This window comes from Paracoccus acridae (assembly GCF_014642735.1).
GTDB lineage: Bacteria > Pseudomonadota > Alphaproteobacteria > Rhodobacterales > Rhodobacteraceae > Paracoccus > Paracoccus acridae.
This window is the reverse complement of the sequence record NZ_BMIV01000001.1, coordinates 474,367-496,229: the sequence shown is the minus strand read 5'-3', so window position 1 is coordinate 496,229 and position 21,863 is coordinate 474,367. Positions and strand designations below refer to the sequence as shown.

The following is a 21,863-nucleotide window of genomic DNA, read 5'->3' as shown; positions in this document are numbered from 1 at the left end:
CTTCGCTGGCAGTCTTCGCCAAGATCAGGGTGCGGAAACATGCGGATCCCTGAAAACAGTAAAGCCGCCCGGGTGGGCGGCTTTTCCATCCGATGTGGGGCCGGTCAAGCGGCCTCGGCTTCCTCGGCCTCGGCGGCCATGCGGCGTTCGCTTTCCTCGCGCGACAACGCAACGGAGGTGCGCACGCCCTTGGACACGAATTCCATCAAGCCCTTCACGACACGCTCGTTGGGGTCGATGCCCGCGCAGGACAGAACCTCCCGGCCGTCGCGCGACCGCGCCCAGCGGGCAATCTGTTCGGGGCCGTTACCATATTTCTTGTCGTCGGCGATGGCATCATCCAGCGCAGCCAGAACCACCGCGGCAAAAAGCTTGCGGGCCCGCTGGCCCTGCTCAAAGTTGAAAGCCGATCCGTCAACAAAATCGCGCATACCATTCGTCCATCTTCTGGGCTGCAAGGGCAAAGCAGCCGTGTGGGCGGCATCATGCCAACCCATCGTTATTGTTTCCGTTTCTCTGACGGTGCTGCTGCTTAGCCCAGTTGCCCGCCGATTCGATATTCCTCTGGCCGCATACCTCCCATGCAGATACTGCATGTCGTGTAAAAAACAGGTGAAATCTGTAATTACGGCCCATGGTTAAACCGGGTTCGGCCCGGTTCGTGCCTTGACAACCCGGCAAAACCGATTTGGTTGCCTCGGACACAAGGTCCCGATATAGGGGCGGCACAGCGCCGTTCAACATGGACGGCGGGAATTTCCCGAATCGCAAAGAGTTTTCCATGCCCAAGATCAACGGCAACGAAATCCGCCCCGGCAACGTGCTGGAGCATGACGGGGGCCTGTGGGCCGCCGTGAAGGTCAACCATGTCAAGCCCGGCAAGGGCGGCGCCTTCGCCCAAGTCGAACTGAAAAACCTACGCGACGGCCGCAAGCTGAACGAACGATTCCGCAGCGAAGACAAGGTCGAACAGGTCCGCCTGGAACAGAAGGACCAGCAGTTCCTGTATGAATCCGACGGCAAGCTGGTCTTCATGGACAGCGAGACCTTCGAGCAGACCGAACTGGACGCGGACCTGCTGGGCGACCGCCGTCCCTTCCTGCAGGACGGCATGACCGCCACCATCGAATACTATGGCGAGGAAGCCTTGTCGGTGTCGATCCCGCAGAAGGTGACCTGCACCGTGTCGGAAACCGAGCCGGTCGTGAAGGGCCAGACTGCGGCCAACAGCTACAAGCCCGCCATCCTGGACAACGGCGTGCGCATCATGATCCCCCCCTTCGTGGGCGAGGGCGAGAAGATCATCGTCAACACCGAGGCCTTCGAATACAGCGAACGGGCCTGATTTCCGCCCGATGCGCCCCGGCCCGAACCGGGGCGTTTTCCATCAAGGACCGGCCCGCCATGACGCCCATTCACGCCACCCTTGGCGATCTGGCCCGCGCGTTGCCCCATGTGCTGGCCGCGCCCAAGGATGATGCCCGGGCCGACTGCCTGTGCTTTCGCCCCGGCTTCAATCAGCGGGCCTTTCCCGACCAACTGACCCTTACGCGGGCCGAGGGCATCCCGGGCGAACGCTGGATGACCGCGCCCTGGCTGAAGCTGCCCGACGGATCGCCCGACCCGCGGATCCAGGTCTCGATCCTGCCGCGCCGGGTGATGGATGCCGTCTGGCTGGACCGCGAGAATACCCTTCATCCCGGCGACACGATCATCTGCGACCTGGACACCAGCGAAGCGAACCTGCCAGTCGGCACGCTGCTGCAGGTCGGCACGGCCGTGCTGCGGGTGTCGGATGTCTTCAACGACGGCTGCGTGAAATGGAAGGTCCGCTATGGCCAGGCCGCGAAGGACTGGATCACCGCCCCCGGCCATCCCGAACTGCGCCTGCGCGGCATCCTTTGTTCCATCGAGCAGGACGGAAAGGTCGCCCTGGGCGACCCGATCCGCAAGCTGGCCTAGATCGCCGCCAGACGCGCCGCGCCCGCCTGCATGTCCGGCCCAAGGCGGTCGAAACGGACATGCGCCAGGGCATGGCCGCCCGACTGGGTGAACAGGGTCCCGACCTCTTTCCCGTCCGCCGTGATCGGCGTGCCGACGGGGGCCTCGCCCTCGATCCGCAGGCGCGCCAAGCCCTTGCGCAACTCGGTCTTGTGCTTCATGCGGGCCGTCACCTCTTGGCCCACATAGCAGCCCTTGCGGAAATCGACGCCGTGCAGGCGCTCGAACCCGGCTTCGAGGATGAAGGTCTCGTTCGGGATCAACTCGACCAGGGTTTCCGGGATGATGTGTTCGACCCGGATGGCGTCGAAATCGGTCCCGTCGTCACCCGCCCCGCCATAAAGCCGCCAGCCAAGCGTGGGATGGCGCGGGTCGGCGATCGCCCCGTCCGGCGCGGGCCCGGTGCCGCGGCCGACCGTGATGTCCGTGACCTCGATCGCGACCTTGGACCGCAGCTTGTACATTCCCAGCCGCCGGACCAGATCATCGGCCAGCCGCGCATCCACGTCGATCAGCAGCGCGTCGCCATCGGGAACGATCAGGAAATCGGCCAGATACTTGCCCTGCGGCGTCAGCAGCGCGGCCCAGCAGGGGGCGCGACGCACGTCGTTGCTGACCAGGCCTTGCAGGAAATCCACGCGGTCCTCGCCGGTAATGCGGATGATCTGGCGGGTCATGGGTTCTCTCCGAATTGCAGGGCGACAAGGCGCGCATAGGCGCCCCCTTGGGCCATCAACTGTGCATGGCTGCCCTGTTCGACAACCCTGCCCTGTTCGATCACCACGATCTTGTCGGCGTTGCGGATGGTGGACAGGCGGTGCGCGATGACCAGCGTCGTGCGCCCCTGCGACAGCGTTTCCAGCGCGGCCTGGACCAGCCTTTCGCTGGCGGTGTCCAGGGCGCTTGTCGCCTCGTCCAGCAGCAGGACGGGCGAATCCCGCAGGATGGCGCGGGCGATGCCGATGCGCTGGCGCTGTCCGCCCGACAGCGCCGTTCCGCGCGGCCCCGCCGGACTGTCGAGACCCTTGGGGAGGGCGGAAACGAAGTCGCTGACATGGGCCGCCTGCATCGCGCGCAGCAGCGCCGCGTCATCCGCTTCGGGTCGGCCCATCAGGATGTTGTCGCGCAGGGATTCGTCGAACAGCGCCGATTCCTGGGATACCGTCGAAAACTGATCGCGCAGCACCGCCAGGTCGAAATCCCGGATGGGGACGCCGCCCAGGGTCACGCTGCCGCGGTCGGGATCGACCATCCGGGTCAGCAGGTTGAAGACCGTGGACTTGCCCGCACCCGACGGTCCCACAAGCGCGGTGGTCTGGCCCGCCTCGGCCACGAAGCCCAGGCCCTGCAGGACGGGCTTGTCGTCATAGGTCAGCCAGACGTCGTCCAGCCGGATCGTGGTGTCGGATGGTGGCTGGACGCGCCCGCCCGACAGGATGCGCGGCTTGGTGTCGATGACCTGATATACCCGTTCAAGGCTGGCGGCGGCGGTCTGCCACGCGCCCGCCAGCCCGCCAAGGCGACGCATCGGCTGAAAGGCCAGCGCCAGGGCGGTGAAGAAGGACATGAAGTCGCCGATGCTGCGCGTCCCCTCCATCACCTCGCGCCCGCCAAGCGCCAGAACGGCCACGAAGCCGATCCCGGTCACGATGTCGGTCAGCGCGGGGACAAGGCTGCCCATCGCGGCGACCTTGACCTGGGACGTCTGGATGCGGTCGGTGATCCGGGCAAAGCGTTCGGTCTGGTGCGCCTCGGCCCGGTTCAGCTTGATCGACACGATGCCGTGCATCACCTCGTCCAGGCGGGTGGCGCGGGCGCTAGCGTCGGTGCGGTTCTGGCGCACCTTGCGGCGGATGTATCGTTGCACCAACGCGGCGGGCGCGATCAGGATCGGCGCGCCGATCAGCGCGGCCAGCGTCCATTGCGGGTCGATGGTGACCGCCACCGCGAACAGCATGACCAGCGATATCGCGTCCCGCGTGGCACTGGTGATCAGCGTGGCCCAGACGCCCTGCACGGCGATGGTGTCGCCCTGGATCCGCTCGATCATGGCGCCGGGGGAATTCTGCTGGAAGAACCGCCCGTCCAGCGTCATGACATGGGCCAGCAGATCGCGCTGCATGGTGGTCGAGATGCCCAGCGAAATCCGCGACAACAGCGACCGGCTTGCCACCAGGGCAACTGCGCGCAGCAGGAAGATCCCCATGATCGCGCCGCCCACCCACCAGATCGCGCCCGTTTCCTTGCCCACGAAGACGCGGTCGAACAGCGGCTTCAGCATCCAGGAAATCAGGGCCAGCGTGGATCCTTCGGCCGTCATCAGCAGGAAGGCGCCCGCCATGCTGCGGCGATGGACGCGCAGATAGTCGGTCCAGAACCGGCGCAGCAGGGTCAGGGCGGCGGGATGGTGGCTGTCTGTCACGGGTGGCCGGGCCTTTCGCTTGTCCGCCCAGCCTTAGCCCGACGCGGGCCGCAACGGCAAGGCAGCGGACCGTTGACCTTGGCCCGCGCGGGCACTAGCGATCTTGCAGGATGTGAAGGACATGTAACCGCCATGAGTCTTGCCGCTGGTCGCCCCGTGATCGCCATTCCCGGTCCCTCGCCCGTGCCGGATCGCGTGCTGCGCGCGGGTCACCGCGCCTCGCCCGACATCTATGGCGAGGAACTGGCCGAACTGAACCTGTCGGTCATGGCGCAACTGAAGCGCCTGGCGGGCACCCAGGCGCATCTGGCCCCCTATATCGGCAACGGCCATGCCGCCTGGGAGGCTGCGGGCGCCAACCTGTTCAATCCGGGGGACCAGGCCCTGGCGCTGACCTCGGGCCATTTCGGCCGGTCCTGGGCGCAGCAGATGGAGCAGATGGGCGTCGCCGTCGAGCGGCTGGATTTCGGCAGCCTGCCCCCTGATCCCGACATGCTGGCGGCCCGGCTGGCCCAGGACGCGGCGGGCGCGATCAAGGCGGTGATGGTCTGCCAGATCGACACCGCAACCGGGATCATGGCCGACATCCCGGCCCTGCGCGATGCCATGGGCGATCACCCGGCCCTGCTGGTGGTGGACGCCATCGCGTCGCTGGGCTGCGCGCCGATGATGATGGACGACTGGGGCGTCGATGTGCTGATCGCGGCCAGCCAGAAGGGCATGATGTGCCCGCCCGGCACCTGCTTTGTCTGGTATTCCGACAAGGCGGCGGCGCGGGGCCGGACACGGCTGACGACGCCTTACTGGGACTGGCACGCCCGCGCGAATGCCGAGGCCTTGTGGCGGTTCTGGGGCGGCACGCCCCCCGTCCAGCAGATCTTCGGCCTGGAGGAGGCGTTGCGGATGATCCTGGACGAGGAAGGGCTGTTCGCCGTCTGGGCACGCCACGCGGCCCTGGCCCGCGCCGTCTGGGCCGCCGCCGACGAATGGGGCCAGGGTGGCACGGGCATCCGCCTGTCGGTGGACGATCCGGCCGCGCGCGCATCATCCGTCACGGCGATGGTCGTGCCGGGGGCGGACGCATTGCGGGCCTGGACGATGGCGCATTGCGGCGTGACGCTGGGCGTGGGCCTGGGGGCCGAGCAGCCGGAAAACGCGCTGCGGGTGGCGCATATGGGGCACGCCAATGCCGGGATGATCCTGGCGGCGCTTGGCGCCATGCAGGCGGGGATGACGGCGCTTGGCATCCCGCACGGGCCGGGCGGACTGGACGCCGCGGCGCGGGTGCTGGCGGAACCGGCGTAAGCTTACCAAAGGAAAGGCGAAGCCGGTCTGTAGGGGACGGTGGTCCGCAATGAATTACGGTGGAGAAGGCAGCAACCTTCACCACCGCTGATGACGGTCCTTATTCTTCGTGCCCGTGCTGCTTCAGCCAGTCGCGCATCACCTGGATCTCGGCCTCTTGCGCCGCGATGACCTCCTCGGCCAGCTTGCGGATTTCGGGATCGTCGCCATGTTCCAGCGCGACACGGGCCATGTCGATGGCCGCCTGGTGATGCGGGATCATGCCGCGCACGAAATCGACATCCGCATCGCCCGTGGATTCCATGGGCATGTCGGCGTGCATCTTTTCCATGACCGACTGATAGGCTTGGGCGGCATCGCCCTCTGCGCCATGACCGGCATGGTCGTCCTGCGCATAGGCGCCGAAGGCAAGGGCGAACAGGATCGGGGAAAGGCCGAAGCCCCGGCGGATGGATGCGCTCATCGAAACCTCCTTTGCGGTTGTCCTGCAGGCTGGCGCAAACCAGGCACCAGGGGAAGCGAGCGGGCATCACTTCCGCGACAGTGCGACCCTATGCCTCGGGTGCACGGGCCAGGGTGACCAGCGTGTCGCCATAGCGCCGCTGGTCGATGACGGCCAGGGGAACGGGAACCAGGGGCGGGCGGCTTTCCTCCCATACCACGACGGCACCGGGGGCGATCCAGCCGCCTGCCAGGGCCGAGGCGACGGCCCGTTCCCCCAGGCCCTTCGCATAAGGGGGGTCCAGAAAGATCAGATCGAAGGGCAAATCGCGATTGGCGCCCAGACGCGCCGCGTCCTGCCGCAACAACGTGGTGGCATCGCCCAGCCGTGCCTTGGCGATATTGCTGCGGATCAGGGCCTGCGCCTTGGCGCCGTCATCGACAAGGACGGCATGGGCCGCGCCCCGCGACAGCGCCTCGAGCCCCAGGGCGCCGGTGCCGGCGAACAGGTCCAGCACCCGTGCGCCGGGGATCGGGTTTCCATGCGTGCCGTTGACCAGCAGGTTGAAGATCGCTTCCCGGACCCGATCGGAGGTGGGGCGAAGATGGGCTGCGGCATCGCCCGTCCCGACCTCCGCCAGCTTCAGCCCGCGCAGGGTGCCGCCGACGATCCTCATGCCTGCGTCCCGCGGTGGCGGGGGGCTTTGCCCCCCGTGCCCCCCAGGGTATTTGGACAACGAAGAAGCATCATGCGAGCAGCGCCTTGAGGTCGGTTGTTGTTGCGATGGCGTCGGGATCGGGGCTGCGACCCGCCTCGATCAGGCGCTTGCCGATCATGTAGGCGCGGGCGTCGTTCAACGCATCGACGGCGATCAGGCGATTGTCGCGGTAATACCAGACGGACCCGCCATGCTGGCCGTCGCCTGGGCGCTTGACGATCCGGTCATGGCCGGTGCCAAGCCCTGCGATCTGCAGCTTGGCATCGAACTGGTCCGACCAGAACCACGGTTTCGGATGATAGGGTGTGTCCGCCCCCAGGATGTTGTCGGCCACGGCTTCGGCCATGTCGATGGCATTGCCGACGCTTTCCAGCCGCAGGCGTCCGCCCTGCCAGGGGAAGCTGGCGCAGTCGCCTGCCGCCCAGATGGCGGCGTCCGAGGTCCGGCCCATCACGTCGGTGGCGATCCCGTTGTCCAGTGTCAGCCCGGCGGTCTGGGCCAAGGCCGTCTCCGGCAGCACGCCGATGCCGGTGACGATCAGGTCGGCCGGCAGTTCCCGCCCGTCGTTCAGCGTAACGCCGGTGGCGTGGTCGATGCCGGTGATGCGAGAGATGCCTGTGCCTTCCAGAACCTCTACCCCATGGGAAAGATGCAATGCGCGGATCATGTCGGCGGTTTCGGCCGCCGCGACCCGGCCCAGGATGCGCGGCGCAGCCTCGATCACCGTGACGGACAGGTCCAGCTTGCGGGCGACGGCCGCGGCTTCCAGTCCGATATAGCCGCCGCCGATCACGATCAGGCGGCGACCCCCCTGCATCTGCCGGGCCATGGCGTCCACGTCGGCCAGGTTGCGGATGACATGGACGCCGGGCAGTTCGCCCCCCATCGCGGCAGGCAGGCGACGCGCCGACGCGCCCAGCGTCAGGGCAAGCGCATCGTAACCCACCTCACCCTTGTCGGTTGCGACGACCCGCCGGATTGGGTCGATGGCGATTGCGGATTCGCCCAGCCGAAGAGTGATGTCCTGGTCCACCCACCATTCGGGCGACCGCAGCGCCAGGCGATCCAGCCCCATCTGGCCCAGCAGATAGGCCTTGGACAGCGGCGGGCGTTGATAGGGGGCCACGGGTTCGGACCCGATCAGGGTGATTTCGCCGTCATGGCCCTTGGCGCGCAGCCGGGCGGCCATCGACGCCGCTGCCTGCCCTGCACCCACGATCACGATCTTCATGGCCATTCCTGCCCGTTGCGGCCCGCTGGCCTGTCATCGGCCCGCACCCTATAGTCGCGGCGAATCCGTTGCAATTCAGGAGAAACCGCATGACCATTACCGTCGGAGACAAGCTGCCCCAAGGCACGCTGCTGCGCGTCGGCGCCAATGGCCCCGAGGCCGTCGATACTGCCGACTTGGCCCAGGGCCGCGTCGCGCTGTTCGGCGTGCCTGGCGCCTTCACCGGCACCTGCACAAACGCCCACATGCCCAGCTTCGTGCGCAATGCCGACGCCTTCCGCGACAAGGGCGTCAGCCGCATCGTCTGCGTGACCGTCAACGACCCCTTCGTGGCGGATGCCTGGGCCAAGTCCACCGGCGCGCAGGACGCGGGGATCGAGGTTCTGGCCGATGCCGACGGTAGCCTGACCCGCGCGCTTGGCCTGAACTTCGACGCGCCGCCTGCGGGCCTTTACGGGCGCACCAAACGCTATGCCGCGCTTCTGAAGGACGGCACCTTCGAGGCTCTGGACGTCGAGGACAGCCCCGGCCAGTGCGGCGTCAGCGCGGGCGAAGCGCTTCTGGAAAAGGTCTGATCCAAAGGGGACCGGTGGAAGCCGGTCCCTAGCCCTTGCGGAAGGGGGTGAAGTCCGCAAGCGCCTCGATCTCCTCGCCCATCGCCTCGCGTTCGCGACCCAGGTAATCGGCCAGGGCCTGCTGAAAACTTTCGTCCGCCACCCAGTGCAGGGAATGCGTGGCAACGGGCTCATACCCCCGCGCCAGCTTGTGTTCGCCTTGGGCGCCTGCCTCGACGCGGGACAGGCCCTGCGCGATGGCGTGGTCAATGGCCTGGTGATAGCACAGTTCGAAATGCAGGAAGGGGTGATCCTCGACGCAGCCCCAATAGCGGCCATAGATCGCATCCGGCCCCAGGAAGTTCAGCGCCCCGGCGATGGGTTGGCCGTCGCGCTCGGCAAGAACCAGCAGGATGTCGTCGCGCATGGTCTGCTGCAGGCAGTCGAAGAAGGCCCGGGTCAGGTAAGGCCGCCCCCACTTGCGGCTGCCAGTGTCCTGGTAGAAGGCCCAGAAGGCGTCCCAGTGATGCGGCTTCAGGTCGTCGCCGGTCAGGTGGCGGATCGTGCCGCCAAAGCCCTGCGCGCGCGCGCGTTCCTTGCGCAGGTCCTTGCGCTTGCGCGATGACAGCGCCCCCAGGAAATCGTCGAAGCTGCCATAGCCCCGGTTCAGCCAGTGGAACTGCTGGGTGACGCGGGGCAGGAAACCGATCCCGGCCCCAGCCTGCGCTTCGGCTTCCGTGCAGAAGGTGACGTGGACGCCGGACGCCTCGCCCCGTTCGGCCACCTGCGTCATCCCGGCCAGCAACGACTGACGCATGGCCGGATCACGGGTCAGCAGCCGCGCGCCCGTGACCGGGGTGAAAGGCACCGCTGCCTGCAATTTCGGATAATAGCGCCCGCCCGCGCGCTGATACGCCTCGGCCCAGGCATGATCGAAGATGTATTCGCCCTGGCTGTGGGATTTGGCATAGATCGGCGCGGCGCCGACCACCTGGCCCTCCGCTTCCAGCGTGACATGCAAGGGCTGCCAGCCGGTCCCCCGGCCAACCGACCCGGACTCCTCCAAGGCCAGCAGGAAGCGGTGGCTGGTGAAGGGATTGCCGTCGCCAAGCCCGTCCCAGGTCTGGGCGGGGATGGAAGCGATGCCGGGATGGGTGGAAAGGGTCAGCGTGCTCATTCCAGCCAAGCTAGGTGGTCAGGGCCAGTTTGTCAGCGGCCCCGCCTCGATAATCACGCAGGCTTTTCTCCTTTGTCCAAATACCCCGCAGGGGGAGTGAGCCGAAGGCGAACGGGGGACGCGAAGTCCCCCCTGCCCGGTCTCAGCCTGCGGCACGATATCCTTCAAAGGTGATGTTGTCGGCCACCCGGCGGGCAACGGCTTCCTCCTCGGGGCTGCGGATGGTCCAGCACAGGATCGGCACGCCCATGGCCTTCAGCGCGTCCAGCCGCGCATTGCCCAGGTCGCGCTTGTCGTGGGACACGAAGCAGGAACCCGTCTGGTCGAAATCGTTGATCCCGGCCAGGTGGCTGCGGCGATCCTCGGGGATGCCGGGCCAGTCGGCTTCATCGTATCCGCAGGTGGTCAGGCCCACGGGGATCTCCGGGGCCAGGGCATGGAAGCCCGCGACCACATGGGGGTTGAAGGACATCACCGCGACCGGCCCGCCATAGCCTTGCAGGTCGTCCGCCACCGCCCGGTGCAACTGGCCGATATCGGGACCAAGCGACATGTCCTGATCCTTGATCTCGATCAGCAGGGGCACGCGGCCCGCAACCAGATCCAGGAACTGCCGCAGGGTCGGGACCGGGTGGTCGCTGCCCAGCAGGCGACGGGCCGCCAAGGCATCCGCATCGAACTCGGCGATCAGGCCCTGGGTGCCGGTCAGGCGCGCAAGGTCGTAATCGTGAAACACCATGGCCGTGCCGTCCCTGGCAGGCTGGATGTCCAGTTCGATCGCATAGCCTGCGTCGATGGCCGCCTGTGCCGCCGCCAGGCTGTTTTCCGGGACACCCGGCCCGTGCAGGCCACGATGCGCGATGGGCGTGGTCAGGAAGGCAGGATGCAGGCCCATCACGCGACCTCGAAGATGGCTTCGATTTCGACCGCGACGCCCAGCGGCAGCGCGGGGGCCGAGACTGCGGCGCGGGCATGGCGGCCGGCCTCGCCGAAAACCTCGACCATCAGGTCAGAACAGCCGTTGATGACCTTGGGCTGGTCCGTGAAATCGGGGGTCGAGTTCACGAAACCCGTCAGCTTCACCACGTGGCGAACGCGGTCCAGATCGCCCACAGCGGCCTTGAGCTGCGCGATCAGCGACAGCCCGCAGCGACGCGCGGCGGCGGCGCCGTCCTCGACCGACATGCCGTCGCCCAGCCGGCCCTTGATCAGGCCGCCTTCATCCTGGCTGATCTGGCCCGACACGAAGACCAGGTTGCCGGTCTGGACAAAGGGCACATAATTCGCTGCAGGCGCAGGGGCCGCCGGAAGGGTGATGCCTTTTTCCGCCAGGGTCGCTTCGATGCTCATGATGTCTTCCTCGGACTGGATTCGCGCGGCACCGTAGCAAGGCGGGCGTCAGGCGACCAGAGCCTCGGCGCGCTTCAGATCCACGCTGACAAGCTGGCTGACGCCCTGCTCGACCATGGTGACGCCGAACAGCCGGTCCATGCGCGACATGGTGACGGCGTGGTGGGTGATGATCAGGAAGCGCGTGTCGGTGCGGCGCGTCATCTCGTCCAGCAGGTCGCAGAAGCGGCTGACATTGGCGTCGTCCAGCGGCGCGTCCACCTCGTCCAGAACGCAGATCGGCGCGGGGTTGGCCAGGAAGACGGCAAAGATCAGCGCCATGGCGGTCAGCGTCTGTTCCCCCCCGGACAGCAGCGACAGCGTGGACAGCTTCTTGCCGGGCGGCTGGCACATGATTTCCAGCCCCGCATCCAGCGGATCGTCGGATTCGACCAGCACCAGCCGCGCCTCTCCGCCGCCGAAAAGGGTGGTGAACAGCGTCGCGAAATTGGCGTTCACCGCGTCAAAGGCCGCCAGCAGCCTTTCGCGTCCTTCCCGGTTCAGGCTGGTGATGCCCAGGCGCAGCTTGCGGATAGCTTCCTCAAGGTCCGACTTCTCGGCCGCAATGCGGTCGCGCTCGGCCTCAAGCTCGCGCTTGTCTTCCTCGGCACGCAGGTTGACGGCGCCAAGCCCGTCGCGCTGTGTCCGCAGCCGCGCGATCCGGTCCTCCAGCGCAGTGGCGGGCGTTTCGACCGCCTCATCGCCAAGCGAGGCCAGCAGCATCTGCGGCGTGGTTTCCGCCTCCTCCAGGATGCGCAGCCGGGCGGCGGCCTCTGCGTCGCGGGCGGCTTCGGACCGGGCCTCGCGCAGGGCGCGGGTTTCGCGGGCCTCGGATGCGGCGCGCTCGGCCTCGCGTTCGGCATGAGCAGCGGCGCGGGCGGCGTCTTCGGCAACCGTCAGCGCCTCGCGCGCCGCCGACAGGCGCGCCGTTGCCTGCGCCTCGCGGTCGCGCAGGCCGGCACGGCGATCGGCCAGAAGGGCGGGCTGCTCCTCGGCCTGGGCCAGGTCCGACAGGGCGTCGTCGCGCCGGGCGATCAGTTCGGCGGCCCGCGTCCCCGCCTGATGCAGGCGCTGCGCCCAGCCGGCTTCCTCCTTGGCGATCTGGTTCAGGCGCTTGGCGCGGTCGCTGCCCTCGCGGCGCAACTCGTCCAAGGCGGCGCGGCGGGACATCGTGGCGATCCGCGCGGCCTCGACCCCCGTGCGGGCATGATCCAGCGCCATCGCCGCCTGGGACGGATCGGGCAGTTCCGTCAGCACGGCTTGGGCCTTGATCAGGCGGACCCGTGCGTCGGCAACATCGGCCTGATGACGGGCCAGTTCCACGCGCGCCGCTTCCGCGCGGCTGCGCGCCAGCGACAGGTCGGATTCCGCACGCGTCAGGGCACGCGCCGCATCCGACAGATGCCGTTCCGCATCGCGCCGCGCATCGCGCGCCGATCTTTCGGCCCCCGCCGCATCGGACAAGGTGGCGCGCGCATCCTCGTGCGCCTCGATCGCGGCTTCCGTCCGGGTCGCGGCCGCTTCCGCTTGGGCGGTGATCTCGGCCAGCTTGTTGACCTGCTGCAGATGCAGGGCCGCGGCCGATGAAGCCTCACCCGCAAGAACGCGCATCCCGTCCCAGCGGAACAGATCCCCCGCCCGTGTCACCAGCCGCTGTCCCGGCCGCAGGTCGGCCTGCATGGACGCCGCCGTCCCTGCATCCGCCACAAGCCCGACTTGGGACAGCCTGCGCGCCAGAACGGCAGGACCGGCGACATGCGGGGCCAGGGGGGCCGCGCCGCCGGGCAAGGGCTGCGGATCGTCCCATCCGGCCAGCAGATGCCAGCCGCCAGCCCCATCGGCCGCCAGCCCGGCATTGAGGTCGTCCCCCAGCGCCGCGCCGAAGGCCGCTTCATATCCCTTGGCAACCGTGACCTGGTCCAGGATCGCCTGGCCGCCGGACCCGCCGCGTTCGACCAGCCGCCGCAACGCCGCCATTTCGGCGGCAAGCGCCCCGGATTCGCCTTCGGCCTCGGCGCGCGCGATGCGGGCCTGGGCCTCGGCGGCCTCGGCGGCCGTGCGCGCGGCTTCGGCCTGGGCCAAGGCGTCCTCTGCGCCCTCGACGCGTGCCAAGGCAAGGTCTTGCGCCTGCTGGGCCTCGGTCACCGCCTGCTGGGCTGTCGCGCCGGTTTCCGCCGCGCGGGCCACAGTCTCCCGCGCCTCGGCGCTGGCACGTTCGGACCGGTCCAGCATGGCGCGCAGGTCGGCCACCAGGCGTTCGGCCGATTGATGCCGCGCGGCCAGGCGGGCCGCCTCGTCGGTCAGTTCGGCCAGCCGTGCCTCGATCTCCCGAAGGGCCTCGGCGGCTTCTTCCGCTGCCTGGGCCGCCGCATCCAGCCGGGCGTCATGGCCCTCTGCCGCCCTGTCCAGATCCGCCTTTTCCGTGGCCAGTCGCTCGACCATCTCGCCGGCGTCGCGGTTCAGCGCCTCCTCGCGGTCGATATCGCGGGCAAGCTGGGCGATGCGGGCCTGCAGGTCGGCGATCGACGCAAGGGCGCGGGCATCGGCCTCGTCCAGGGCCTCTCGCTCGGCCCCCAGGCGCGACAGGATCGCGGCGGCGACCTGTTCCTCCTCGCGCAGGTCCGGCAGGGCAGCCTCGGCCGCCTCGCGCCGGGACGATGCTTCCCTGGATGCGGCCTCGGCGGTGCCCGCATCGCGGACGGCAGCGGCCAGCGCCTCGGCTGCGGCCAGGCGCGCCGCCTCGGCCTCGGACCAGCGGCGGTAAAGCAACGCGCCCTCGGCCAGGCGCAGCGCCGCGCCGATCTCGCGGTATCGCGCGGCGGTGCGCGCCTGACGGGTCAGCGACACGACTTGGGTGGACAACTGGTCCAGCGTGTCATCGACGCGTGTCAGGTTCGCCTCGGCCCCGTTCAGCTTCAGTTCGGCCTCGTGGCGGCGTTGGTAAAGCCCGCTGATCCCGGCCGCCTCCTCAAGGATCCGGCGGCGCGACCGGGGCTTGGCGCTGATCAACTCGCTGATCTGCCCCTGCCGCACCAGGGCCGGGCTGTGCGCCCCGGTCGAGGCATCCGCGAACAGCATCTGCACGTCGCGCGCCCGCACGTCCTTGCCGCCGATCTTGTAGGCCGACCCGGCGTCACGGGTGATCCGGCGCACGATGTCGAACTGGTCGTTGTCGTTGAAGCCTGCGGGCGCCAGCCGGTCGCGGTTGTCCACCGTCAGCACGACCTCGGCATGGGCGCGGGCGGAACGGCGGGCGGTGCCGGCGAAGATCACGTCCTCCATCCCCTCGCCGCGCATGGCGGTGGGGCGGTTTTCGCCCATGACCCAGCGGAGCGCCTCCAGCAGGTTCGACTTGCCGCAGCCGTTCGGGCCGACCACGCCCGTCAGCCCCTCGCGGATGACCAGGTCGGTCGGGTCCACGAAGCTTTTGAATCCGTTCAGTCGAAGCCGGTCGAAGCGCAAGCGAGGTTCCCTTTTGTTCCCCTGCGGATTGTCGCATGACGGGGGTTCGAGTCAACCTGTCCGTGCTATATCTGGCGCAGGGCAAGGCAGTTTCCACAAGATGGGCATGGTCGGCGGGCGGTTTCTTGCTAGCATCGGGTCATGATAAGCGCCCTGTCCCTGATTCTGGCCTTTCAACTGGTCGGAGAGATCCTGTCCCGCGCCCTGGACCTGCCCCTGCCTGGCCCGGTGGTGGGGCTGTGCCTGCTGGTCGCGGCCTGCATCCTGCGCCCCGCCCTTGCCGCGCGCCTTCGGCCCACTGCCCAGGGCCTGCTGTCGCATCTGTCGCTGTTCTTCGTGCCGGCGGGCGTGGGTGTCGTGGCCCATTGGCCGGTGCTGCGCGACCACGGCATCGGGCTTGCGCTTGCAATCATGGGTTCCACCGTTCTAGCGATCGCGGCAGGCGCCCTGGCCTTCCAGGCGGTGGCGCGGTGGACGGGGACGGTCGATCCCTCGGCATTGAAAGGGGGCGGCGATGACTGATCCGGCGCTGATCTGGTCCTATCTTGCGCAGGGGCCGCTGCTGTGGCTGACCGCGACGCTGGTGGCCTATGTCGTCGGAGACGCGCTGTTCCGCGCGGCGCGGCGGCAAAGCTGGGCCAATCCGGTGCTGATCGCGGTGGTCCTGCTGGCGGCGCTTCTGGGCGCGACCGGCACCGATTACGCCACCTATTTCGAAGGCGCGCAGTTCGTTCACTTCATGCTGGGCCCTGCGACCGTCTGCCTGGCCTTGCCCTTGTATGACAACCTGCCACGGGTCCGCCGCGCCGCCTGGCCGATGCTGGCGGGCTTGTTCGTCGGGTCCGGGGTGGCGATCGTCTCGGCCCTGCTGATCGCCCGCGCCTTCGGGATCGGGGAACCGGTCCTGGCGTCCCTGGCCCCCAAATCGACCACCGCCCCCGTCGCCATCGGCATCGCCGAACGGATCGGAGGCCAGCCGACCCTGACCGCCGCCCTGGTCCTGCTGACGGGCATCTTCGGGGCGATCATCGTGACGCCTCTGCTGAACGCGCTGCGGGTGAGGGATTGGCGCGCGCGCGGCTTCGCCGTGGGCGTCGCCGCGCACGGGATCGGGACGGCGAGAGCGTTTCAGGTGAACGAGACGGCGGGGGCGTTCTCGGGGATCGGGATGGGGCTGAACGCGGTGCTGACGGCGGTGATCGCGCCGATGGTGGTGGGGTGGTTGGGATAGCCCCACATCTGAGCCAATATTGCACTTTAGAGGATGAGAATGGCTGATAACGCAAGTAGTGTCCGCATTACCAAAGAGGGTCAGAATACTCCTCTGTTAAGCGATGGAAAGATCGCTCTTGGCATTGTGGTAGGCGTGGTGCTTTCGACACTTGGTTATCTATCTCTCACGACGATCACAAACATTGAGATAACGTCGCAAGCACTAGGAACGGTTACAGCTTTTTCTTCTTTAATTATTGCATGTGGCTCGATGTTAGTCGCGGCACGCGCCTTAAGCGAGCAACGCAAATCTCGTGAAGCTGCAACAGATCCAGTTTTAGTCGCTCATTTTTCCCAGCGTGAAGATGCGCGTGAACTCATCACCTTTCGAATATCAAATGTCGGAGCAGGAGCAGCCTTAAATGTTATTCTGGATGTAACTCAACCAGAGGACGATATTTCTAGAAGAAAAATCATAACTAATATTTTTCAAAGGCATCATCCATTCCGCATAATACCTCAGGGCCAGTCAATTGAGTTTTCATTTGCATTAGGGTGGGAGGTACTTGGTGACAAACCACTACCACCTTTCGTTGCAAAGCTGGCTTACGAAGATCTATCAGCGGTGCGCTACGAAGGCTATTTCATGCTGGACATAAAAGAAATGGAAAAGCTTGGTGCAAACAAGTCTCCACAAATGCGCTTAGTATCAGCAGTTGAGAAAATCGAACGTCATCTAGCAAAGTGATCTAGCTGTCGGCATATTACCTGCTTTACTTTGCAGGCGATTTTTTGCAGCATGAATGCTGACTACGTTTCTAACTCCCCGGCCGAAACGCCTTCACCTTCCCCGAATCTGTCTCCACCCTTGCCGCGCCAATCAGGTCCAGACAATAAGGCACCGCTGCGAATACCGCGTTCAAACAGGTCGCGATCGCCGCAGGCTTGCCCGGCAGCGTGATGATCAGCGTTGCGTCCCTTATCACCGCCGTCTGCCGCGACAGGATCGCCGTTGGCACCTCGGCCAGGGACGCGCGGCGCATTTCTTCGCCAAAGCCCTCCAGTTCCTTTTCGGCGACGTCCATCACGGCCTCGGGCGTCTGGTCGCGGGGGGCGGGGCCGGTGCCGCCGGTCACCAGGATCAGGTCGGCGCCGTTCTCGACCAGTTCGCGCAGGGTCGCGGCCACGCCTTCGCGTCCGTCGGGGACGATCACCCGGTCGATCTGCATGGGCGAGGTGATCACGTCGCGCAGCCAGGCCTCGGCACCGGGGCCGCCCTTGTCCTCGTATTCGCCGCGGGCGGCGCGGTCGCTGACGGTGACGATGCTGATGCGGGCGGGGCGATCTATCATGGGGCGGGCCTTCTGCTGGACCGGGCCACTGTGGGACAGGGCCGCGCAAAAGAAAAGGCCGCGGAAAATGCCGCGGCCCTGGGTTCAAGATGGGGCGGATTACGTGTTCCGCGCGTTGCGGTTCGCGACCAGTTTCAGGCGCAGCGCGTTCAGGCGGATGAAGCCTGCCGCGTCCTTCTGGTCATAGGCGCCCGCGTCATCCTCGAAGGTGACATGCGCTTCGGAATAAAGCGACTGGTCCGACCAGCGGCCCACGCAGGAGGCAAGCCCCTTGTAGAGCTTCAGCCGCACGGTGCCCGACACATGTTCCTGCGACTTGTCGATCAGCGCCTGCAGCATCTCGCGTTCGGGGCTGAACCAGAAGCCGTTGTAGATCAGTTCCGCATAGCGAGGCATCAGGCTGTCCTTGAGATGGCCCGACCCGCTGTCCAGCGTGATCTGCTCGATCCCGCGATGGGCTTCCAGCAGGATCGTGCCGCCCGGCGTTTCATAGATGCCGCGCGACTTCATGCCGACGAAGCGGTTTTCCACGAAGTCCAGCCGCCCGATGCCGTGCTTGCCGCCCAGTTCGTTCAGGCGGGTCAGGATGGTGGCAGGCGACAGGGCCTGGCCGTCGATCGCCACCGCATCGCCGCGCTCGAAGGTGATTTCCACGAATTCCGGCTGATCCGGCGCATCCTCGGGGTTCACGGTGCGCTGATAAACGTAATCCGGCGCGGCCTCGGCCGGGTTTTCCAGGGCCTTCCCTTCGGACGAGGTGTGCAGCAGGTTCGCGTCCACGCTGAAGGGCGCCTCGCCGCGCTTGTCCTTGGCGATGGGGATCTGGTTCTGTTCGGCGAACTCGATCAGCTTGGTGCGGCTGGTCAGATCCCACAGCCGCCAGGGAGCGATGACCTTGATCGACGGATCCAGCGCATAGGCCGACAGTTCGAACCGCACCTGGTCGTTGCCCTTGCCGGTCGCGCCATGGGCCACCGCATCGGCGCCGTGCTGATGGGCCAGTTCCACCAGCCGCTTGGAAATCAGCGGCCGCGCGATCGAGGTGCCCAGCAGATAGAGCCCCTCATAGACGGCATTGGCGCGGAACATCGGAAACACGAAGTCGCGCACGAATTCCTCGCGCAGATCCTCGATATGGATGTTCTGGGGCGCGATGCCCAGCAGTTCGGCCTTCTGGCGCGCCGGTTCCAGTTCCTCGCCCTGGCCCAGGTCGGCGGTGAAGGTGATCACCTCGCAGCCGTATTCGGTCTGCAGCCATTTCAGGATGATCGAGGTGTCGAGCCCGCCCGAATAGGCAAGGACGACTTTTTTCGGCGCGTCGGTCATGCGGTTAACCCTTCGGCAAAGTTTCCGGGGCAATACGGCAGAAGGCGCGGTGTCACAAGGGCCGGGCTGTGCTTCCCCTTGCCAAACGCGCGCTTTCGCGTCATGCGCAGGCGCATGGAAAATCCTGCCCTCCGCAACCCCGCCCTCAGCTTTCCCGAATGCGTCGCCCAGGCCGAGGCCGCGATCCGCGACCTGTTCGAGCCGACGCCCTTGCAGCGCAACGACCACCTGTCGGCCAAGTTCGGGGCGGACATCTGGCTCAAGCGCGAGGATCTGACCCCCGTGCGCAGCTACAAGCTGCGGGGGGCCTTCAACGCGATGCGCAAGCGGGTGACGCCGGGCGCGGCCGGGAACGCGCATTTCGTCTGCGCCAGCGCCGGCAATCACGCGCAGGGCGTGGCCTATGCCTGCCGCCATTTCGGGGCGAAGGGCACGATCTTCATGCCGGTGACGACGCCCAAGCAGAAGATCGACAAGACCAAGGTCTTCGGCGGCGACGCGATCGAGATCGTGCTGACGGGCGATTACTTCGACCAGACGCTGGCGGCTTCCCAGGTCTTCGCGGCCGAGCAGGATGCCCAGTTCCTGCCGCCCTTCGATTCGGCCGACGTGATCGAGGGCCAGGCGACGGTGGGACAGGAAATCCTGTGGCAGCTGGACGAGGCGCCGGATCTGGTGGTCCTGCCCGTGGGCGGCGGCGGCCTTGCGGCGGGCGTCACGCGTTACTTCGCGGATGTCGCGCCTGCCACGCAGTTCGCCTTTGCCGAACCCTTGGGCGGGGCCAGCCTGCAGGCGGCCTTGCAGCAGGGCGCGCCGGTCGCGCTGCCCGGCGTGGACAATTTCGTGGACGGCGCGGCCGTGGCCCGCATCGGCGCCCTGCCCTTCGAGGCGCTGCGCCGCTTTGCCCCGCAAGACGTTCATCTGGCGCCCGAGGACCGCATCTGCATCACCATGCTGGAGATGCTGAACACCGAGGGCGTGGTGCTGGAACCCGCGGGCGCGCTTGCCATCGACGTGCTGGGCGATCTGGGCGATCTGACCGGCAAGCGGGTGGTCTGCGTCTGCTCGGGCGGGAACTTCGATTTCGAGCGCCTGCCCGAGGTCAAGGAACGCGCCCAGCGGTTCGCCGGGGTGAAGAAGTATTTCGTGCTGCGCCTGCCCCAGCGTCCCGGCGCGCTGCGCGATTTCCTGGAGATGCTTGGTCCCGACGACGATGTGGCGCGGTTCGAATATCTCAAGAAATCGGCGCGCAACTTCGGCTCGATCCTGATCGGCATCGAAACCTCGGCCCCGCAGAACCTGATGGCGCTGAAGTCGCGGCTGGACCACGCCGGTTTCGTCTATCGCGACATCACCAACGACGAGATTCTGGCAGAATTGCTGGTGTGATTTAACCGCCCCTTTACTGCCAAGGGGTTATCACATTTGCATGAAACGCACGAATCGCCTGTCCCCTGTTCTTGCCAAGCCGACCACCAACCGGCTGATACGGCGCGTGCTGATCGTCAGCCCCAGCGATGCGCAGCGACGCATCCTGTCCGTCCCCCTGCGCCGCGCACGCTATGAGGTGCTGGAGGCGGGATCGGTCGCCGATGCGCTGCAACTGTGCCAGCGGATCGAACCCGATATCGTGCTGTCCGACTGGATCATTCCTGGCGCGGCGGGCATGGAATCCGGCTTGGATCTGTGCCGCGCCTTCCGCACCGGCGAACGCAGCAGATACGGCTATTTCGTGCTGCTGACCTCGGCCCAGGATCACGAGGATATCGCCCGCGGGCTGGAGGCGGGGGCCGACGACTTCCTGGCCATGCCCGTCACCAAGCAGGATCTGCTGGCCCGCCTGGCCGCAGGCGAACGCATCCTGCGGGTTGAGGAGGATCTGCGATCCAGCAATGCCCAGCTTCGCGCCGCGCTTGACCGATTGCGCGATACCCAGGCCGCGATCGACCGCGACCTGCAAGAGGCGCGGAAGTTGCAGCAAGGGTTGGTCAAGCAGCGATCGGGCCGCTTCGGTCCGATCCAGTTGTCGCTGCTGCTGCGGCCGGCGGGACATATCGGCGGCGATCTGGTGGGCTTCTTTCCCATCGGCGATGATCGGGTGGGCATCTATGCCCTGGACGTTTCCGGCCATGGCGTGACGGCCGCGCTGCTGACCGCGCAGCTTTCGGTCCATCTGTCCGGCTCGGCCGACCAGAATGTCGCGTTGCGCGCCGCCCAGACCGGAACCGATGCCGTCAGCCCGGCGGCGCTTGCGCATTTCTTCAACAACATGATGCTCGAGGAGATGGCGACCGACACCTATTACACGATGATCTATGCCGACCTGAACCATGTGACCGGCAGGTTGCGGATGGTCCAGGCGGGACACCCCCATCCCGTCCTGCAGCGCGCCGACGGATCGGTCCAGCCGCTCGGCAATGGCGGGATGCCGATCGGGGTCTTCGAACGGCCCGTCTTCGACGAGATCGACGTGATCCTGGAGCCGGGCGACAGGCTGCTGATCTGCTCGGACGGCATCACCGAAGCCACGAACCCCGCGGGCCGCCTTCTGGGGGACGACGGGGTCGAGGCGATCCTGCGCACCAACGCCTTTCTGGGCGGGCATGTCTTTCTGGAATCGATGGCCTGGTCGGTGTCGGAATATTGCCGGGGCGAACGCCAGGACGACATGTCGGCCGTGCTGATCGAATATCTTGCCCCCGCCGAAACCGTGCCCCTGCCGCGGCGCTAGACCAGGTGCCGGAACCGGGCCAGGAACGCCCGCGCGCCTGGATCGGCCAGCAGGTTCATCGCCGCAAGCGGGCTGGCCCAATGCGCGCTGTGATGCGGCTCGGACGGGGGTGACAGGCGCAGGATGGGCCTTGCAATCCAGACATGGCACAGCTTTTCCGCGTATCGTCCGTAATCGGCCATGAAGGCAAAGCGGCGATAGGTGCCCAGCCAACGGGGATTGCCGATGGTCCAGCCGGTTTCCTCGAACACCTCGCGGTGCAGCGCGCGCAGGCCGGTCTCTCCGGCGTCGATGCCCCCGCCCGGCAACTGGTATTCGGGTTCGGGCGCAGCCTGGCGCGTCAGAAGCAGCCGTCCCTCGCGCACCAGAAGGCCATAGGCCCCCGGTCGCAGGGGGTAAGGCTGCCCCCGCCGGGGGGAATGGCCGTATCGGCGGATCATGCGGACTCCGGGTTCGATGACCTTCCCTTAGCGCAGCGGGACGCCGCGCAAAAGCCACCCCCTTGGGATCGCCTGCAAAGTTCCTATATTGGGCGCGACCC

Annotated in this window: 22 protein-coding genes; 9 read left to right on the top strand and 13 right to left on the bottom strand. The window is 66.9% G+C overall.

What is annotated here, in order from left to right:
- Positions 1–104: 104 nt before the first annotated feature.
- On the bottom strand, positions 105–431 hold the full coding sequence (locus tag IEX25_RS02540; protein WP_042251710.1) for a DUF6280 family protein: 327 nt from the start codon (positions 429–431) through the stop codon (positions 105–107).
- A gap of 350 nt (positions 432–781) precedes the next feature.
- Here IEX25_RS02540 and efp point away from each other — a divergent pair, with 350 nt between their 5' ends.
- Both efp and IEX25_RS02530 read left to right on the top strand, forming a co-directional pair.
- Positions 782–1,345 (top strand): elongation factor P, encoded by a 564-nt coding sequence (gene efp, locus IEX25_RS02535; protein WP_188713888.1) that lies wholly within the window; start codon positions 782–784, stop codon positions 1,343–1,345.
- 59 nt (positions 1,346–1,404) lie between these two features.
- Positions 1,405–1,962 carry an MOSC domain-containing protein gene (locus tag IEX25_RS02530; RefSeq protein WP_188713887.1) on the top strand — a complete coding sequence of 186 codons (558 nt, stop codon included), beginning with the start codon at positions 1,405–1,407 and terminating at the stop codon, positions 1,960–1,962.
- Here the strand turns inward: IEX25_RS02530 and ygfZ are convergent.
- Together ygfZ and IEX25_RS02520 are read right to left on the bottom strand one after the other, a co-directional pair.
- Positions 1,959–2,678 (bottom strand): CAF17-like 4Fe-4S cluster assembly/insertion protein YgfZ, encoded by a 720-nt coding sequence (ygfZ, locus tag IEX25_RS02525; protein ID WP_188713886.1) that lies wholly within the window; start codon positions 2,676–2,678, stop codon positions 1,959–1,961. The genes IEX25_RS02530 and ygfZ overlap by 4 nt on opposite strands.
- Entirely contained in the window at positions 2,675–4,342 is a 1,668-nt protein-coding gene (locus IEX25_RS02520; RefSeq protein WP_188714000.1) for an ABC transporter ATP-binding protein, read from the bottom strand. Before IEX25_RS02520 ends, ygfZ begins: the two co-directional genes overlap by 4 nt.
- Positions 4,343–4,555: 213 nt before the next feature.
- Between IEX25_RS02520 and IEX25_RS02515 the strand changes: the two genes are divergently transcribed.
- A complete protein-coding gene (locus IEX25_RS02515) occupies positions 4,556–5,728 on the top strand; it encodes a pyridoxal-phosphate-dependent aminotransferase family protein (RefSeq protein ID WP_188713885.1) in 1,173 nt (390 codons plus the stop codon).
- Positions 5,729–5,828: 100 nt separating this feature from the next.
- Here IEX25_RS02515 and copM read toward each other — a convergent pair whose 3' ends face one another.
- The 3 genes from copM to IEX25_RS02500 all read right to left on the bottom strand — a co-directional run bounded on the left by copM (position 5,829) and on the right by IEX25_RS02500 (position 8,119).
- Positions 5,829–6,191: a CopM family metallochaperone gene (gene copM, locus IEX25_RS02510; protein ID WP_188713884.1), complete on the bottom strand. Its 363-nt coding sequence runs from the start codon at positions 6,189–6,191 to the stop codon at positions 5,829–5,831.
- An 88-nt stretch (positions 6,192–6,279) separates the two neighbouring features.
- Complete coding sequence (rsmD, locus tag IEX25_RS02505) at positions 6,280–6,846, bottom strand: 16S rRNA (guanine(966)-N(2))-methyltransferase RsmD (protein WP_188713883.1); 567 nt, start codon at positions 6,844–6,846, stop codon at positions 6,280–6,282.
- Between the two features lie 70 nt (positions 6,847–6,916).
- The gene (locus IEX25_RS02500; protein WP_188713882.1) at positions 6,917–8,119 is read right to left on the bottom strand and encodes an NAD(P)/FAD-dependent oxidoreductase; all 1,203 of its coding nucleotides are present in this window, start codon (positions 8,117–8,119) and stop codon (positions 6,917–6,919) included.
- 89 nt (positions 8,120–8,208) lie between these two features.
- Here IEX25_RS02500 and IEX25_RS02495 point away from each other — a divergent pair, with 89 nt between their 5' ends.
- Positions 8,209–8,694 (top strand): peroxiredoxin, encoded by a 486-nt coding sequence (locus IEX25_RS02495; protein ID WP_103172213.1) that lies wholly within the window; start codon positions 8,209–8,211, stop codon positions 8,692–8,694.
- A gap of 28 nt (positions 8,695–8,722) precedes the next feature.
- Here the strand turns inward: IEX25_RS02495 and IEX25_RS02490 are convergent, their stop codons facing one another.
- The 4 genes from IEX25_RS02490 to IEX25_RS02475 form a co-directional block, all read right to left on the bottom strand.
- A complete protein-coding gene (locus IEX25_RS02490) occupies positions 8,723–9,850 on the bottom strand; it encodes a GNAT family N-acetyltransferase (protein WP_188713881.1) in 1,128 nt (375 codons plus the stop codon).
- A gap of 142 nt (positions 9,851–9,992) precedes the next feature.
- Complete coding sequence (locus tag IEX25_RS02485; RefSeq protein ID WP_188713880.1) at positions 9,993–10,745, bottom strand: glycerophosphodiester phosphodiesterase family protein; 753 nt, start codon at positions 10,743–10,745, stop codon at positions 9,993–9,995.
- On the bottom strand, positions 10,745–11,200 hold the full coding sequence (locus IEX25_RS02480; protein WP_188713879.1) for a RidA family protein: 456 nt from the start codon (positions 11,198–11,200) through the stop codon (positions 10,745–10,747). The genes IEX25_RS02485 and IEX25_RS02480 overlap by 1 nt, the downstream gene beginning before the upstream one ends.
- Positions 11,201–11,248: 48 nt before the next feature.
- On the bottom strand, positions 11,249–14,701 hold the full coding sequence (locus IEX25_RS02475; protein WP_188713878.1) for a chromosome segregation SMC family protein: 3,453 nt from the start codon (positions 14,699–14,701) through the stop codon (positions 11,249–11,251).
- A gap of 141 nt (positions 14,702–14,842) precedes the next feature.
- Here IEX25_RS02475 and IEX25_RS02470 point away from each other — a divergent pair, with 141 nt between their 5' ends.
- From IEX25_RS02470 to IEX25_RS02460, 3 genes are read left to right on the top strand one after another with little or no spacing between them, the layout of a single operon-like run.
- Complete coding sequence (locus IEX25_RS02470; RefSeq protein ID WP_188713877.1) at positions 14,843–15,223, top strand: CidA/LrgA family protein; 381 nt, start codon at positions 14,843–14,845, stop codon at positions 15,221–15,223.
- On the top strand, positions 15,216–15,932 hold the full coding sequence (locus IEX25_RS02465) for an LrgB family protein (RefSeq protein ID WP_188713876.1): 717 nt from the start codon (positions 15,216–15,218) through the stop codon (positions 15,930–15,932). Before IEX25_RS02470 ends, IEX25_RS02465 begins: the two co-directional genes overlap by 8 nt.
- 39 nt (positions 15,933–15,971) lie before the next feature.
- A complete protein-coding gene (locus IEX25_RS02460) occupies positions 15,972–16,661 on the top strand; it encodes a DUF8453 domain-containing protein (protein WP_188713875.1) in 690 nt (229 codons plus the stop codon).
- Positions 16,662–16,731: 70 nt separating this feature from the next.
- Here IEX25_RS02460 and mog read toward each other — a convergent pair whose 3' ends face one another.
- Both mog and IEX25_RS02450 read right to left on the bottom strand, forming a co-directional pair.
- Entirely contained in the window at positions 16,732–17,265 is a 534-nt protein-coding gene (gene mog, locus IEX25_RS02455) for a molybdopterin adenylyltransferase (RefSeq protein ID WP_188713874.1), read from the bottom strand.
- A gap of 99 nt (positions 17,266–17,364) precedes the next feature.
- A complete protein-coding gene (locus tag IEX25_RS02450) occupies positions 17,365–18,591 on the bottom strand; it encodes an argininosuccinate synthase (RefSeq protein WP_188713873.1) in 1,227 nt (408 codons plus the stop codon).
- A gap of 114 nt (positions 18,592–18,705) precedes the next feature.
- On the opposite strand from IEX25_RS02450, the gene ilvA reads away from it, so the two are divergent.
- Together ilvA and IEX25_RS02440 are read left to right on the top strand one after the other, a co-directional pair.
- A complete protein-coding gene (gene ilvA, locus IEX25_RS02445; protein WP_188713872.1) occupies positions 18,706–19,980 on the top strand; it encodes a threonine ammonia-lyase IlvA in 1,275 nt (424 codons plus the stop codon).
- Positions 19,981–20,020: 40 nt separating this feature from the next.
- Positions 20,021–21,322 carry a PP2C family protein-serine/threonine phosphatase gene (locus IEX25_RS02440; protein ID WP_103172203.1) on the top strand — a complete coding sequence of 434 codons (1,302 nt, stop codon included), beginning with the start codon at positions 20,021–20,023 and terminating at the stop codon, positions 21,320–21,322.
- Here IEX25_RS02440 and IEX25_RS02435 read toward each other — a convergent pair.
- A complete protein-coding gene (locus tag IEX25_RS02435) occupies positions 21,319–21,762 on the bottom strand; it encodes an NUDIX domain-containing protein (protein ID WP_188713871.1) in 444 nt (147 codons plus the stop codon). The two genes, IEX25_RS02440 and IEX25_RS02435, sit on opposite strands and share 4 nt — an antisense overlap.
- Between the last annotated feature and the right edge of the window lie 101 nt (positions 21,763–21,863).